General features: G+C 42.5%; 15 protein-coding genes. 14 read left to right on the top strand and 1 reads right to left on the bottom strand.

The annotated features are described in order from the left end of the window. Window position 1: 1 nt before the first annotated feature. The 10 genes from LC455_RS04090 (at window position 2) to ypfJ (ending at window position 9297) form a co-directional block, all read left to right on the top strand. Entirely contained in the window at window positions 2–1423 is a 1422-nt protein-coding gene (locus tag LC455_RS04090; RefSeq protein WP_223588392.1) for an FAD-binding protein, read from the top strand. Between the two features lie 17 nt (window positions 1424–1440). After that, complete coding sequence (locus LC455_RS04085) at window positions 1441–2169, top strand: SDR family NAD(P)-dependent oxidoreductase (protein ID WP_223588390.1); 729 nt, start codon at window positions 1441–1443, stop codon at window positions 2167–2169. 24 nt (window positions 2170–2193) lie between these two features. Next, the gene (locus LC455_RS04080; RefSeq protein WP_223588389.1) at window positions 2194–2631 is read left to right on the top strand and encodes a GlcG/HbpS family heme-binding protein; all 438 of its coding nucleotides are present in this window, start codon (window positions 2194–2196) and stop codon (window positions 2629–2631) included. Window positions 2632–2647: 16 nt separating this feature from the next. After that, window positions 2648–4024 (top strand): FAD-dependent oxidoreductase, encoded by a 1377-nt coding sequence (locus LC455_RS04075; protein ID WP_223588388.1) that lies wholly within the window; start codon window positions 2648–2650, stop codon window positions 4022–4024. 349 nt (window positions 4025–4373) lie between these two features. Next, window positions 4374–5231: an aspartate/glutamate racemase family protein gene (locus LC455_RS04070; protein WP_223588386.1), complete on the top strand. Its 858-nt coding sequence runs from the start codon at window positions 4374–4376 to the stop codon at window positions 5229–5231. Window positions 5232–5259: 28 nt separating this feature from the next. Next, entirely contained in the window at window positions 5260–6054 is a 795-nt protein-coding gene (locus LC455_RS04065; RefSeq protein WP_223588385.1) for an electron transfer flavoprotein subunit beta/FixA family protein, read from the top strand. A 12-nt stretch (window positions 6055–6066) separates the two neighbouring features. Next, window positions 6067–7047, top strand: a complete 981-nt coding sequence (locus LC455_RS04060; RefSeq protein WP_223588384.1) for an electron transfer flavoprotein subunit alpha/FixB family protein — start codon at window positions 6067–6069, stop codon at window positions 7045–7047. Between the two features lie 109 nt (window positions 7048–7156). Then, complete coding sequence (locus LC455_RS04055) at window positions 7157–7954, top strand: ABC transporter ATP-binding protein (RefSeq protein ID WP_223588382.1); 798 nt, start codon at window positions 7157–7159, stop codon at window positions 7952–7954. 109 nt (window positions 7955–8063) lie between these two features. Then, complete coding sequence (locus tag LC455_RS04050; protein WP_223588381.1) at window positions 8064–8282, top strand: spore germination protein; 219 nt, start codon at window positions 8064–8066, stop codon at window positions 8280–8282. Between the two features lie 178 nt (window positions 8283–8460). Further along, on the top strand, window positions 8461–9297 hold the full coding sequence (gene ypfJ / locus LC455_RS04045; RefSeq protein ID WP_223588380.1) for a KPN_02809 family neutral zinc metallopeptidase: 837 nt from the start codon (window positions 8461–8463) through the stop codon (window positions 9295–9297). A gap of 72 nt (window positions 9298–9369) precedes the next feature. Here ypfJ and LC455_RS04040 read toward each other — a convergent pair whose 3' ends face one another. After that, the gene (locus tag LC455_RS04040) at window positions 9370–9693 is read right to left on the bottom strand and encodes a winged helix-turn-helix transcriptional regulator (protein WP_223588378.1); all 324 of its coding nucleotides are present in this window, start codon (window positions 9691–9693) and stop codon (window positions 9370–9372) included. Between the two features lie 187 nt (window positions 9694–9880). Here LC455_RS04040 and LC455_RS04035 point away from each other — a divergent pair, with 187 nt between their 5' ends. The 4 genes from LC455_RS04035 (at window position 9881) to LC455_RS04020 (ending at window position 15290) form a co-directional block, all read left to right on the top strand. Beyond that, window positions 9881–10969 carry an FAD-dependent monooxygenase gene (locus tag LC455_RS04035; RefSeq protein ID WP_223588377.1) on the top strand — a complete coding sequence of 363 codons (1089 nt, stop codon included), beginning with the start codon at window positions 9881–9883 and terminating at the stop codon, window positions 10967–10969. Between the two features lie 40 nt (window positions 10970–11009). Continuing rightward, the gene (locus LC455_RS04030) at window positions 11010–11741 is read left to right on the top strand and encodes a GTP cyclohydrolase II (protein ID WP_223588376.1); all 732 of its coding nucleotides are present in this window, start codon (window positions 11010–11012) and stop codon (window positions 11739–11741) included. A gap of 98 nt (window positions 11742–11839) precedes the next feature. Then, window positions 11840–13045: a helix-turn-helix transcriptional regulator gene (locus LC455_RS31650; RefSeq protein ID WP_223588374.1), complete on the top strand. Its 1206-nt coding sequence runs from the start codon at window positions 11840–11842 to the stop codon at window positions 13043–13045. A 121-nt stretch (window positions 13046–13166) separates the two neighbouring features. Then, a complete protein-coding gene (locus tag LC455_RS04020) occupies window positions 13167–15290 on the top strand; it encodes a glycoside hydrolase family 3 protein (RefSeq protein WP_223588373.1) in 2124 nt (707 codons plus the stop codon). Window positions 15291–15355 lie beyond the last annotated feature (65 nt).

Below are 15355 nucleotides of genomic sequence, written 5' to 3'. Positions count from 1 at the left end.
GATGGCAAAAGATCTGGATTATGACATTGTAGTAATAGGCTGCGGGGTGGCCGGAACATCAGCTGCCTTGTCCGCAGCGGAAACGGCTAAGAAAGCAGGGAAGAATTTAAAAATTGCTATTTTGGAACGAGCCGACTATGACCACAGAGGCGGGAACTCAAGATGGACAGCTTCTTATATGAGGATGAAGAATTTAGATGAAGTTGCTGAAAACTTTGTCGAAGACATGCTGGCTTTTTCAGATAACTATTCCGACCGGGCGTACATAGAAACTCTCGTTCAGAACGCCGGCAGTACGCTTCGCTGGGTGCAAGAAAAGGGAGTAGATTTTGACTACCTTCCAACCATGTTTTTAACATCATCAAAGCCTCGATTGCTGCCGGTTGGCGGCGGACGTGCCATTGTTGACACCCTGTCGCGCCGGGCAGGCGGATTAGGTGTTGAGATTATATACGAAGCAACAGCCTGGCAATTACTGCTCGACGAAGACGGCGCGGTAAATGGCCTCTTGGTCCGAGTGAAAGGCGGCAACTCGCTTCAATTAAAAGTGGGCGTGGTTGTGCTGGCATCGGGAGGATTCCAGGGAAATCAGGAAATGATGGCCCAGTATATCGGCAGGGATGCCCATAAAATTCCGACAGTCGCCGAGGGCGGTTTATTCAACAAGGGCGAAGGAATTCGGATGGCGATGGCACTTGGCGCAAAAACAGCCGGTCAGTTTGATTCTTTCCATGCAGAACCGGTCGATCCAAGAAGTAAGCGTGAAGAAGCGGCTGTTATGACCTACCCTTACTTCATTTTGGTTGATCAAAATGGAAAACGCTTCGTAGATGAGGGAAAAACCACCATCGATGAACAATACGAAGAAGTGGCCCGGACTATTTTTTACAATCTTCCTGGACATGTCGCCTATATGATTGGCGATCAAAAAATGTACGATATCCCCAATTATGAGCGAGCATTGGAAACGGATAAACCAGCGATTATCGCTGACACGCTTGAAGAATTGGCCGAAAAAATCGGTGTGCCGGAAGATCAGTTAAAGGCTACAGTCAACGAATTCAATGCTGCTGTTCAGCCTGGAGAATTCCATTGGGATAAAAAGGACGGAAAAAAAGCAGCGGGCATTACACCTCCAAAGTCCAATTGGGCCATCCCTATAGACAAAGCACCGTATATTGCCTATCCAATCGTCTGCTCCAATGTTTTCACAAACGGTGGGTTAGCAACTGACACGAATGGCCGCGTCTTATCACAAGATGACGATCCCATTCCGGGTCTATACGCAATAGGTGAAACCGCTGGACTCTACTACGGGAAATATCCCGGCGGAACCTCCGTGTTAAGAGGGATTGTATTTGGCCGCCGTGCAGGTGAACATGCAGTTTCTTACGTAGCAGATTCAAAAAAACTTGAGGTGTAATTTAAGGGGTGTCCTAATTGGAATTAAAAGACAAAGTAGCTTTCGTTACTGGAGGCGGCAGAGGGATTGGCAAAGAAACTTGTATTCTCTTAGCAAAGAAAGGCGCGAAGGTAGCTGTTTTTTCCAACCATCAAGCAGAAAGTGAAGAGACAGCCCATTATATAAGAGAAGAGATTGGCGTCGAAACGATTCCACTGACTGGGGACGTTCGCTCGGAAGAAGATATCAATCGAGCCGTACAAGAAACACAAGAAAAGTTAGGCTCTGTTGATATTTTAATAAACAACGCAGGTGTGATGCTCCTAAAACCATTTCAAGAAACGACAGTTGAAGAGTGGGACTTTGTACAGGATGTAAATATGCGCGGCGTTTATTTATGCACCCGGGCCATTGTACCGCAAATGATTGAAAAAAAAGACGGTGTGATTATCAATCTATCATCAATTTGGGGAACAAAGGGTGGTCCCGACAGAAGTGCGTATATTGCCTCCAAATATGCGTTGATTGGATTCTCGAAAGCATTAGGAGAAGAATTAAAGCCTTACAAAGTGAGAGTGAATGCGGTCTGTCCAGGACCAGTTGATACAAAGATGATGGAAGAGCTTGCACCTGATGTGAATAAAGAAAATTGGCTTCAGCCAATCGATCTCGCTCAGGTTGTGGTTGATTTATGTTTGCCAAAAATGCGAGCAGTAACTGCTTCAGCGATTGAAGCATTTGGTTATGGCCGGCCGGTGGGGCTTTAAAAAAATAAAAAGGGGTAATAAAAGATGGAAAAGTTCGTTACAGCGATTGAATCAAAAAATATTAGTCTAGAATTGGCAAATAAAATGCTAGAAGCAGCTTTAGTTAAAGGAAAAGAACTCGGAATCCCATTTAGTATTGCCATTGTCGATCGGGTTGGAAATTTAAAATCCTTTGCCGCGATGGATGGTGCACCTGTTTTAAGCTTAGAAATTGCCCAAAACAAAGCTTTCTCTGCGGCAACATATAACAGAGCGACACATGAATGGTACGACAGAATTAAGGATGATGCACCATTACTGCATGGCATTGTTCATACTCCACGATTGATTATTTTTGGAGGAGGCTATCCGATCAAAATCAATGACGAGCTGATCGGCGGTATTGGGGTAAGCGGCGGACATTATTCTCATGATATGCAGGTATGCGAGGCGGCCTTAGATTTGTTAAAAACATTCGAGTAAAAGGGCGTGAGTGTCAATGGAAACCTATGATTTGATTATTTTAGGCGGGGGACTCGCAGGAATGTGCGCAGCTGTCGAGGCAGGTGAACTGGGTGCCTCTGTCCTTCTTCTCGAAAAACTGGAGGAGCTTGGCGGCAGCACCGTTCTAAGCTCTGGTTACATGGCATTCGCCGAGACCGATATGCAAGCGGATGCCGGCATTACGGACTCTACTAAATCTCTTTTAGAGGACATGATAGAGGTAGGCGGCGGGGTGAATGATCCAGCATTAGTGGCAGCCTATGGCCAGCATCAGCTTGAAACCTATAAATGGCTGGTTGAGCACGGTGTGGAGTTTCGCGCCCTTGAAGCGGTCAGTGGTCACAGTGTTCCCCGCGGGCACATTATTGATCCTCATCAGGCAATTCAATCTTTGTATCGAACGGTCAAAAAGCTGCCAAATGTGACGATTCGTTTTAATACACCGGTGAAAAGACTTTTGAAAAATGCTGAAGGCCGAATTGATCGTGTTCTTTACGAATTTGATGGAGTGAAACAGACCGTTATAGCTGCAGGTGGAATCCTCCTGGCATCTGGCGGTTTTGCAAAAAGTGAAGAATTTCTTGGCCAGTTTGCACCGCAATTAAAGGATGCTCTCAGAATTGGCGGGGCCGGGAATCAGGGAGACGGCATTCGAATGGCTTGGGAGCATGGGGCATGGGTTCAAGATTTGCCGTATCTAAATGGAACATATGGTTTCCACCCAACGGCATCTGGAGCGGTGAAGTCTCAGGGATTGGCATTTTACAAGGGTGCGATCATGGTCAATCAGCTTGGAAAGCGGTTTGTAAATGAATCTATTTCCTATAAGCTTTTGGGCAGGGCAGCCTTCGAGCAGCCTGAAGGCATCTCCTATCAGGTTTGGGACCAAACCGTAATGGATAAAAGTGTGTTTGATGATCCGCTCTACGATTTTGAATTGCTTCGCCGCCGCCGCCTTCTATACGTTGCTGACACTTTGGAGGAATTGGCTGACTGCATTGATGTGCCTCTGGAAGTGTTGGAAGAGACTATTTCCAAGTACAATCAGGGAATACAAAACGGAGAAGACCCTGATTTTGGCAGGAAAACGTTAACACATAATTACGGCAAACCCACACCGATTGAACAGGCACCGTTTTATGCATTTGAATCGACAGTTGCGATGCTGGCAACTTACGCTGGTGTGTCTGTGAATCCAGCTGGTCAGGTCATAAATTCGTTTGGCGAGCCGATTCCGGGATTGTATGCGGCAGGAGAGGTAACAGGCGGATTCCATGGGGCTGGTTATATGACTGGCAGCTCGTTAGGGAAGGCAGCGGTATTCGGCCGGTTGGCTTCGAAAGCAGCAGTTGTGAGAACAATTGTTAATTGAGTTACATGTTCAGGTAAATATTTTTGTTAATTCACAATTAAAAAGACTTAAAAATGGTTACTTTGTTAGATTCGCTGATAAAATTGAAGATTCGCCGATAAAGTGGTCGAATTCGCTGATAAAATCAAAAATTCGCCGATAAACTGGTAAAATTCGCCGATAAAATTTCTAATCCGTAAAATTAGAGCAATTTTTGAAGGAAAAATACCAGTTTGATAGACTCTATCATAAAAAAATCATTAAAATTCGCTGATAAAATTTCAAACCATAAAAATAGAGCAATTTTTTAAAGAAAAATACGAGTTTGATAGATTAATTCTAAAAAAACATAAAAAAGGAGGCCCCACCTATGAAAATCTGGCATCAAAGTCTCACTACGATTGACAGAATTCCGCAATATCGCGATGCCATCGTATATCACGTAAACCGAATTGCCCGCCCGGACGTCGAAGTCGTTTTGCATGGAATGACAGAAGAGACCTATCCGACCCATTATCCAGGAATTTTTATTACTCATGCATACTTGCAAAACCTGCACCGGGAGCAGTTTATTAGAGCTGCACTGATGGCAGAAAAAGCAGGATATGACGCAATGTTCATTGCAACTATTCCAGATGTAGGCCTTTTAGAAGCACGGACACTGGTTGATATCCCTGTTGTTGGCTATGGTCAGGCGTCTTTCCATATGGCCTCCATGCTTGGGGATTGTATAGGGGTAGTAAATTTCCTAGGACCACTTGCTGATGAACTCCGGCAAAATGCGGCCCGCTACGGACTTGGCAGTAAATTGGGACCAATTGTCCAGACTGAGGCAGGCTTTGACGCTGTATTAGCGGGATTTAATGATCCAGAACACGTAATTGCTGCGTTTAAAACAGCGGCTGAGACGGCCATTTCTCAAGGCGCCGATGTGATTGTACCTGGAGAAGGGCCGATGAACGTATTCTTGGCAACCCATGGAATCTCGCGGATTGGCGACGTTCCTGTCATTGATTCCTTTGCAGCGGGTATCAAGATGTGCGAGTCGTTAGTTGACCTCAGTAAACATTCTGGTGTCTACATGACACGCAAAGGGTATTTCAACGCCAAACCACCTGCAGAAGCAGTTGCAAGATTACGAGAATTATATCATTTAGAGCCTTCTCCAGATCCAAAAAATGACCAGGGTCTTGCCGTAAGGGGAAGTGGAACTCAGCTGAATAGCTAAATTTCAAAATTGTGAGGTGAGTTGAGAAATGCATATCGTCGTGTGTCTAAAACAGGTTTTAGACCCGGAAATAACCCCAAAGTGTTTTAAAATTGATCCGGAAACGAATCGACCAGAGAATGCCGACACTGACCTGGTACTTGACTCCTTTGCTGAAAACGCACTAGAGCTGGCTATCCAGCTGCGCGATAAAACGCCGGGAGCTACCGTAACAGCTCTCTGTTTGGGAGACGAATCTTCGGAGGGTGTCCTCCGAAGGGCACTGGCATTTACAGCCAATGCGACGGTACGCGTTTGGGATTCAGAATGGGAAAGTCTTGACGGACAGGCAGTAGGACATATACTGGCACAAACAATCAAAACCTTGGGCGGAGCACAGATTGTATTAACTGGATATCAAGCGAGTGACATCGAAGAAGGGTTAGTTGGGCCAGTCATAGCTGAAGAACTCGGCATTCCTTGTGTTACGCTTGTCTCCGAGCTTGAAGTGGAAACAGAAAATGTAAAGGCCACTGTTGAAGCAGAGGGGGGCTATGCTGTTGTCAGTGTCCCATCTCCAGCTGTATTTACCATTATTAGCACCGAGACAAACGTGCCAAGGCTGCCGAAGGTCAAAGATATCAGGCTGGCAAGAACCAAACCAATCACCCTATTCGAGTCAGAGGACCTTGAACTTGATGATGAGCGGTGTCTGCCAGGGGTTAAGCTTGAGCGGGCGTTCGTTTTAAACAAGGAAGTTCCATGCGAGCTTTTGGCAGGAAATGATGGAGCGGAACTTGCGGGCGAATTAGCTGACAAGCTATTGGCGCTCAAGATTTTTTAGGAGGTATTCCCCATGACAAAAATTCTTGTATTTGCCAATCACTTGGGTGAAAACTTAAGCTCTGGTGCCCGTGAAGCACTGGCATTTGGTGCCCGCTTGGCTAGTTCCACTGGCGGAGAAGTACGCGCTGTCCTGCTTGGGCCAGTAGCAGCTTCGGTTGCTAAGGATGCTATTGCCTGCGGGGCAAGCATCGTTTACACCGTTTCTAACCCGTTATTAGACGAATTTGATGTTGAATTGTACGTAAATAGCCTTTTTGAAGTAATTGAGCAAACGACACCAGACATTTTTATTCTTTCCTTTGACAAAATCGGCAAGGATTTAGCAGGAAGACTGTCCACACGTATGGGCGCATCTGCTCTAACAGAGGTAGTCGATTATAAAATTAATGATGATAAACTGACCTGGATTCGTCCAATCTATGGCGATAAAGCCTTCGGCGAGTATTCGACCACTCGTTCTAAAATTGTTTTGGGGATTCGACAAAAAAGCCAAGATGAGGGAAACCCAGTTGAGAGCCGTATTGGTGAAATCATTCCGATTGATTATACAGTTCCGGAAGAGATGGCCGTTACGAAGCTTGTGGTGAAAATTCAGGCGGCATTGTCGGACATTCGCCTAGAGGATGCCCGAATCATTGTTTCCGGAGGCCGTGGCCTCGGCGGACCTGAGGGCTTTAAAGAACTGGAAGCTCTTGCAAGCTTACTAGGTGGTGCTATAGGAGCATCCCGTGCTGCCTGCGATGCCGGATGGGTTCCATCAAACCTTCAGGTAGGGCAGACAGGTGCCGTTGTCTCTCCGGACCTGTATATTGCAGTAGGAATATCGGGGGCAAGTCAGCATTTGGCAGGAATTACAACTGCGAAAACCGTTGTTGCCATCAATACAGACGAAGAAGCGCCGATTTTTAAACGGGCCAATATTGGCGTTATTGCCGATTATAAAACTGTAATTCCATCCCTAACGGAAAAACTAAAAAAAGTGCTTGTTTAATAATATAGGGTGAATCCAATGTGATTCCCCTGTATTTTTTTATTTTCAAAAAATTCAGTTAGTGGAATAATAGGATTATAAAAAGAAAGGAAAGGAAAGGAGAAACAAGATGATTGTACAACTAGATAACGTCTCGTTAAAACGGGATGGAAAGTGGATATTGCAAAATGTGAACTGGCAAATTGAAAAGGGGGACCATTGGGTATTATTTGGATTAAATGGCTCCGGTAAAACAGCCATCTTAAATCTCCTTAACGCGTACTTTTTCCCGACAACAGGGAGGATAAATGTACTTGGAATGGAATTCGGAAAAACCTACCTCGGTGAGAAGCTTCGAAAGCAAATTGGGTTTGTTTCGTCTTCCCTCCAAGAAAAATTCCATTCCGGAGATAATGCCTTTGAAGTGGTTCTAAGCGGAGCATTTGCTTCCATTGGACTGTACGAAATCCCAACAGATGAAATGAGAGAAAAGGCAGGTTCTCTAATAGAGGTGCTTGGCTGCGACGCGTATGCCAACCGAAATTATCAAACATTATCTCAAGGAGAAAGGCAGCGGGTTCTCATTGCCCGTGCCCTAATGGCTGATCCATCCTTGCTCATACTGGACGAGCCAACAAACGGATTGGACTTTATTGCGCGAGAGCAGCTGTTGGAATCGATCGAAAGTATTGCGGCACAGCCTGATGCTCCAACCATTATCTACGTTACTCATCATGTGGAGGAAATCCTGCCTGTTTTCAATAAAACGCTATTATTGAAAGAAGGGAAGGTTTATGCAGCGGGAAATACAGAAGAAATGATTTCAAGTGAAAATCTCACTCACTTCTTCGAGCTTCCTGTCAATGTCTTTTGGGACAATAACCGACCGCTGCTTTCTAAAAATAAACATAAAGTATTCTCAAGCTAATCCAAAAGAGGGAATCAAGATTAGGAAGTGTTAATTTATACGCATGAACAAAATGGTAGAACCTGGCATACTTTGATTTAAGGAACTTAACTTTAAAGGATGGTCTAATATGTCCGGTTTTCCAATTCAGGTTAAAATTGATACAGTGTCGGGTGGAGTTGTACAATTTGGCGGGGCAGTGTTTGTTTCCCCAAAAAATGCTTTGAAGAGTACACATGGTTCAGGAGCTTCAAATACTGGTGTTAATATCCTAAATTTTAATGGACCTAGTTCAACCACCACAGTAGATACTGATGTGATTGACCAGCCAATTGTTCATGATAACTAAGGAATTATTTTGTGTTTATCTATACTTTAAAAAAAACCGCTTCCTAAAAAAATTAGGAGGCGGTTTTTATTTTAATAAGGTAATTACCAGAATATAAACATTTTTATTTCTCTTTAATGTGGGAATAACAAAATGGAAATAGTTAAAGTTAATTCTCAACGCTTAGGGAGGTAAAAATATGATATGGAAGGGAAGACGGCAAAGCACGAACGTAGAAGATCGAAGGGGTATGGGTGTTGGCGGCAAAACCATGATTGGCGGTGGTATTGGCGGAGTAATAATTCTCATCCTTTTTACACTGCTCGGAGGAAATCCTGGGGATATTATTAGTAACACACCATCTAATACTAATTCAAATTTAAATGTTTCAAAAGATGAATCAGCACAAGAGAAGGAACAAGCTGGCTTTGTATCTGTTGTCCTGGCTGATACAGAGGATGTATGGTCAGATGAATTTAAGAAGAGAGGGCTGACATACGAAAATCCTAAGCTTGTTTTGTACAGGGGCAGTGTCCAGTCGGCCTGCGGGTCGGCCAGTTCAGCAGTTGGGCCGTTTTATTGTCCAGCTGACCATAAACTTTATATTGATTTAAGTTTTTATGAAGAACTAAAACAAAAATTCCAGGCACCCGGCGATTTTGCGATAGCGTACGTAATCGCCCATGAGGTAGGACACCACGTCCAAACCCTCCTGCATTTGGGGGACCAGCCTTCCGCAGCAGAGAAACGAACGAATGAGTACTCTGTACGGTTTGAATTGCAAGCCGATTATTTGGCGGGTGTTTGGGCTCACTATGCAGAAGGGAAAGGCTATCTTGAAAAAGGAGACCTTGAAGAGGCACTGAATGCGGCAAAGGCTGTCGGTGACGATAATATTCAGAAGAAAGCACAAGGATATGTCGTTCCTGAAAGCTTTACCCACGGAACCTCAGAGCAGAGAAAACGCTGGTTTAATAAGGGATTTGAAAATGGAACAATTGAAGGTGGAGATACCTTTAAAGCGGCAAACCTATAAGGTTTTAAACCGTTGGAATGAAGAAAGGATGAATCTTTAGGGCGCAAGCCTATTTAGATTCATCCTTTATTATTATTGATTTGATTCTATAGGCAGCCAGGTTTGGGACCACTTTTCTATTTCTTTAATAATCGGCTGTAAAGCTTTCCCTTTTTCGGTTAAGGAATATTCAATTCGTACTGGTGTTTCCGGGAATACTTCGCGTTTAACGATATCAAGATTTTCTAAATCCTTAAGTCGCTCTGAGAGAACTCTTCCACTAATTCCCATAGAAGATTCTAATGCGCAGAAGCGTTTCGGACCTGATAAAAGCTGATAAAGGACAAGACCTGTCCACCGTTGGCTCAAAATTCCCATCGCTTTTTCGAATCGAGGACAAATGATAGACTGATTCATTGTTCATCACCCTTTATTAGTATATTACTATTAATTGTATAATTACAATACATAACAAATTAATTTGACATAAGTAAGTTTTAAAAATATAATTACTTACATAAAGTAACTAACCAATTTCATTTTACTCTAACCAATTGATTTTATCAATATGTCATTAACATAATGAAAAAAGGGGTTTTCAATCATGAATATGAAGTCGGATGTTTGCATTGTTGGTGCAGGTCCCGGCGGCGCCCTTTTAGGATATTTGCTTGCGAAAAAAGGTATTTCAACGATTGTTCTCGAACGTCATGAGGGAATAGACAAGGAATTCAGGGGCGAACATCTTAACCAGGACGGAGAACGAATTTTAAAAAAACATGGTCTTTATCATCAAGTCGAGCAAGCTGGACTTCTTTTAATGGACCGAATCGAATATAGCTACAACGGAGAGGTAATCAAAACCGTCACACCAGCTGATGGAGAGAAGCATGTTGGGATCCATGTTCCGCAAAAGAATCTGTTAAGTGCATTGATTTCAGCTTCTGAATCCTTTACCAATTACAAATTGATGATGGGGACAAAGGTGTCTGAATTAATGTTTGATAAAGCTGGCAGTGTTGCCGGTTTGAAAGCGATTAATGGCGACGAAGAAATGACCATTCGCAGTAAGGTTGTTGTGGGTGCGGATGGGCGATTTTCGTCTGTAAGAAAACTTGCAGATTTCTCCTTTACAACGATAAAACACGGGTATGATCTGCTATGGGCAAAAATCCCAAGCCCTGAAGGTTGGGAGCCGGTCATTAAAAATGCCCTTATCGATGGACAGCAGCTTGCATTATTTACCCAGGCAGGCGGGTTTATCCAAATTGGCTGGAATATTGAAGAGAACTCGTATCCAACTTTGAAAAAACAATCTTTCGCTCCCTTTATTGAGCGAGTAATGGCGGCTTTTCCAGAGTTAACGGAAACGCTGCGATTGCGAATTCAATCCTGGAACGATTTTATTTTATTAAAGGTTCAAAGCAGTCAATGTCAAACTTGGGTGAAGGACGGAGTGGTCATTATGGGGGACGCAGCCCATACGATGAGTCCAACTGGAGCCTTTGGCATCAATTGTGCCTTAATGGATGCGGATGTTTTAGCAGATGTCCTTAGAGAGGTACTGGATAAACAGGATGTAAGAGCTGCTCAATTAAAACAGTTTGAATTGACTCGCCGTGATGAAGTCGAACGACTACAGATGCAGCAGTTTGTGAAAGAGAGAACGTATCAAGATAATTTTGTCGTTTAGTATTATAATCTATAAATATATGAAATCGGGGGAAACCATAATGGAACAAGTACAATTAAATTCAAATGTTTTCTCTTTATTAGAAGATAAAATAAAAATGATAAAGAAAGGCAGTGAAGCCATTTATCTGGTTGGACCAATCAAGCTGCCTGTTAATTTATATGGGAAAACAGTCGAGTTTAAATGGTATAGTTGGCTGAAGAGCGAAAATGCAACGGAAGATTTTCAGCGTGTAATTAATCAACTATCATCTGCTAATCTAGCGGATTATCAGCAATCAAGTGTGCTAGTTTACGGGGATTTTGAATATGACGAGGAAGCATTAATTAGAATGCACTCGATCTGCCATACTGGAGACATCTTTGGCAGCAAGCGCTGCGATTGTGGCTATCAGCTTAAACAATCAATGAAAATGATTACTGAACATGGAACAGGGGCATTATTTTATTTAGCCAACCATGAAGGCAGAGGGATTGGCTTATTTAGTAAGGCAATAGCCTATATTCTACAGGAAAATGGCTTCGATACCGTAGAGGCGAATGAGGAGCTTGGTTTTGCGGATGATTCAAGGAATTACGATGATGCCATCGAAGTCCTTAAAGCGTTAAGAACAAAACCGGTAACACTCATTACCAATAATCCCAAAAAACTTAAAGCATTGAAAGCAGCAGGGCTGCCCGTATCCGGAAGAACTCCTCTTTGGGGGGATATCTCCGAGTACAATAAAAAATACTTACAAACGAAAGTAAAAAAATCAGGCCATATGGGGTAGACACATAAAATTATTCGTCATTGAAAAAGCAAGGAGAAATTTTCCTTGCTTTTTTTCACATTATAAAGAGGTAGGAAAGAATTTGAAGGATGATGAAAGTGGATGAACTAATAAGTAAATGCTGGCTAATTAAAAATGCCTTTAAACTAGATGTACAAGTGGTGGATCCTCAATTACAAACAATAGTGCACATATCAGATGATAGTGAGCCCTACATATTTATTGAAAGCCGAAAAAAAATGTATGTGGATGTTCAAAAAGCGGTAGAAGAGTCAAATCAATATAGTTTTTGTTTTCATACAGATTCTTTTCAACTTTCGTATTTGGCAGTTGGCCTGCATGTGGAAGGACAATTTCAGGGGATATTTTTAGCAGGACCTTTTTTGAATGAGCGGGTAACGGACCAATTTATCTGGAATGTCCTGAAGGTAAATCATCTTGATAATAGTTGGTTAAAGCCATTTGAGAAATTTTATAAATCATTACCCAATTTGGGACAATCCTACTTAGCAATCGGAGAGCTGATTGTAAATTTATTAGTTAACCCAAGGGTTGCTTCTCAATTCATTACGACGAAAAAAGGCAGTGAGCAATATCAGCCAGACGTACAGCCGCAGAATTATGATATGAATGGGTTTGAAGTTAAATTAAGGTATGAGGCAGAGAAGAAATTTTTGCATTTTATCGAATTAGGAGATAAAGAAAATGCAATGAAAGCTTTGATAGATTTTACAGGTGATTTTTCCTACAGAGTTCCGGGGAATCCTTTGAGGGCGAAAAAGAATCTTAGCTTTTCAAGCAATACGATGAACCGGTTGGCTGCTGCAAAAGGAGGTGTGGAACCTCAGTATTTACACGCGATTTCGGAAAAATTTGCCCTTAAGATTGAGGCAGCGGTTACAATGGCCGAATTAGATAAGCTGAGCTTCAATATGGTAGATGAATATTGTGAGGCGGTTAAGAATTTTTCTGTTAAAGGGCACAGCAAAGTGGTAAGGAAAGCGTTAATGTATATCAATCTCAATTTTCAGGAACCCATTAATTTGCAAAGGATAGCAGATGAAATTGGGTTTAATCGATCCTACCTCGCGCAGAAATTTAAAGAAGAAATGAATATTAGTTTGATTGATTATCTTCATCAAAAGCGAATAAATGAGGCCGTTTTTCTTATGGAACAAGGGCGGTTATCCATCACTGACATTGGCTTGCAAGTGGGATTTAGCAGCTATAACTATTTTTGTAAAATATTTAAAGGGGTAAAAGGAATGACCGCTTCAGATTTTATCAAGGCGGTACATAAATAGAAAAATATTTATTACCAGTAGGCGATTTTATATAAAAGTCAGCAATTTTGGGTGTGAAACCGTGATCAAAACGCTAATATGAATCTTAAGGGATATGCATCAAGCTTAGGAGGCGTTAATTATGGAACAAACACATAAACAGCCGGATCTAGAAGTCAGAGTCAAAAATATTATTGAAGTTGACGGATTAAAGTTTAAAGATTTGAACGGAAATGGAAAACTGGATCCATATAAGGATTGGCGGTTGAGCCCGAAAGAACGTGCGGAGAATCTAGTCTCATTGATGAATATCGATGAAAAGGTCGGCATGATGCTTATCAATACCCGTCAGATGGGCCTTTCTCAAAAGGATAAGAGCAAGACAAGCCATGATGGCGTGCTGGATGAAAGTATTGTGGAGAAGGGTGAAAATATTTTTGCTGCTTCAAAAATATGGGGAACAACCCATACCATTGAAAACATGAATTTGCGGCACTTCATTCTACGCGATAATTGGAGCCCGGCCGAAATGGCAGAGTGGGTCAATACCATGAATGAGGTATGTGAGGGAACACGTCTTGGTATACCTTGTTTAATCGCATCGAATTCAAGAAATGAAAATACAGAATTTATCTTTGGTATGAATGATGCAGCTGGGATTTTCTCAACTTGGCCGGGAACGCTAGGCCTTGCTGCTGCAGCACAAGGGGAGATTAAAAATGGCGGGGATTCCTCCCTTATCAGCCAATTTGCCAAAATAGCCCATGATGAGTGGGATGCGGTAGGGCTTAGAAAGGGATATATGTATATGGCTGATACCGTCACAGACCCAAGATGGCAACGGATCTATGGTACGTTTGGCGAAGACCCGGAATTTATTTCGGATGCGATCGGCCGTCTCATTGATGGATTCCAAGGCGAGGAACTAGGAAACCATAGTATTGCGATGACAACCAAGCATTTTCCAGGCGGAGGAGCAAGGGAAAATGGATTTGATCCTCATTATGAAGAAGGAAAGTGGAATCTATACCCAACGCCAGGAAGCTTAGAAAAGTATCACCTGCCTCCGTTTCAGGCAGCGGCAGACCATGGCACTTCATCATTTATGCCATATTATTCCATTCCAAGCATCAAAAAAAGTGTAGTTCAAGAATTCCAAGGTGAAGACATCCCTTTTGAAGAGGTGGGCTTTACATTTAATCATTATTTTTTAAATCATATCCTTAGAGGAAAGCTTGGGTTTAAAGGTTATATCAATAGTGACAGTGGCGTTACAAATAAAATGAGCTGGGGCGTTGAAACCTTAAGCGAAGCAGAACGTTTTGCAAAAGCGATTAATGCCGGGACAGATCTTGTTTCAGATACCAATGATGTTGAAAATCTTAAAAAAGCAATCGAAAACGGCTGGATTAGTGAAAAACGCATCAATGAAGCAAATGTACGACTCCTTACAGAAATGTTTGCTTTAGGTCTATTCGATGATCGTACCTACGTTTCACCAGAACATGCTGCTGAAGTAGTTAGTGATCAGGCTAACTGGGATGCTGCCTATGAAGCCCATAAAAAATCAGTAACTGTTCTAAAAAATCACAATCAGACGTTGCCATTAACAGCTGAAAAGCTTGATAATAAGAGGGTTTATATCGAAGTTTTTCACAAGGAACCAGAGCGGGCAGCTTTGTACACTGAAAAAGCAAGAAAAGAATGCCAAGAGCTCGGGCAGTTTACTTTAACAGATAACTATGAAGAAGCTGACACCGCTATTTTGTTTTTAAGTCCAAAATCCGGCGCTTATTTCAACGCGACACCTGGACTATTAGAACTCGAAATATGCGAGGATAAAACCTTAACTGCTTTAGACGGTTCTACGTATCAAGAAACGACTTTGACTGGAATGGATCATCTCAAGGAAGTAGCGGACAGTATTCATATCCGTGGAGGAAAAGTGATTATAAGCGTAAATCTCATTCTGCCGTGGATTCTTGGAAATGTTGAACCTCTTGCAGATGTATTGATCGCTGGATACGATACCTACTATAAGGCACAGTATGAAGTCATGGCTGGCAATAGCCGTCCAGTTGGGGTATTACCGTTGACATTGCCTGCGAGTGAAGAAGTGATTGCAGTAGGTGAAGATGGTAAGTGTGTATCAAGAAACGATGTACCAGGTTACGACAAGGACCAATACATGCCTGAAGGACTTCAATATGCCTATAAGGATAGCGATGGGAATGTCTATAAACTTGGTCATGGACTGAGATTTTAATACAGTTAAAGGCGGGGAGCGTTAAACCTTGGTTAATCGGGGTTGGCGCTTTTTTTTATTTATTA

The sequence above is a fragment of the Neobacillus bataviensis genome (genome assembly GCF_019969725.1).
This window is presented reverse-complemented; position numbering and strand designations above follow the sequence as displayed.

Coding starts and splice junctions, on each gene's coding strand:
- LC455_RS04065 (WP_223588385.1), top strand. CDS start 5,260: ATGCATATCGTCGTGTGTCTAAAACAGGTTTTAGACCCGGAAATAACC.
- LC455_RS04070 (WP_223588386.1), top strand. CDS start 4,374: ATGAAAATCTGGCATCAAAGTCTCACTACGATTGACAGAATTCCGCAA.
- LC455_RS04080 (WP_223588389.1), top strand. CDS start 2,194: ATGGAAAAGTTCGTTACAGCGATTGAATCAAAAAATATTAGTCTAGAA.
- LC455_RS04090 (WP_223588392.1), top strand. CDS start 2: ATGGCAAAAGATCTGGATTATGACATTGTAGTAATAGGCTGCGGGGTG.
- LC455_RS04020 (WP_223588373.1), top strand. CDS start 13,167: ATGGAACAAACACATAAACAGCCGGATCTAGAAGTCAGAGTCAAAAAT.
- ypfJ (WP_223588380.1), top strand. CDS start 8,461: ATGATATGGAAGGGAAGACGGCAAAGCACGAACGTAGAAGATCGAAGG.
- LC455_RS04050 (WP_223588381.1), top strand. CDS start 8,064: ATGTCCGGTTTTCCAATTCAGGTTAAAATTGATACAGTGTCGGGTGGA.
- LC455_RS04040 (WP_223588378.1), bottom strand. CDS start 9,693: ATGAATCAGTCTATCATTTGTCCTCGATTCGAAAAAGCGATGGGAATT.
- LC455_RS04055 (WP_223588382.1), top strand. CDS start 7,157: ATGATTGTACAACTAGATAACGTCTCGTTAAAACGGGATGGAAAGTGG.
- LC455_RS04035 (WP_223588377.1), top strand. CDS start 9,881: ATGAATATGAAGTCGGATGTTTGCATTGTTGGTGCAGGTCCCGGCGGC.
- LC455_RS04030 (WP_223588376.1), top strand. CDS start 11,010: ATGGAACAAGTACAATTAAATTCAAATGTTTTCTCTTTATTAGAAGAT.
- LC455_RS04075 (WP_223588388.1), top strand. CDS start 2,648: ATGGAAACCTATGATTTGATTATTTTAGGCGGGGGACTCGCAGGAATG.
- LC455_RS04060 (WP_223588384.1), top strand. CDS start 6,067: ATGACAAAAATTCTTGTATTTGCCAATCACTTGGGTGAAAACTTAAGC.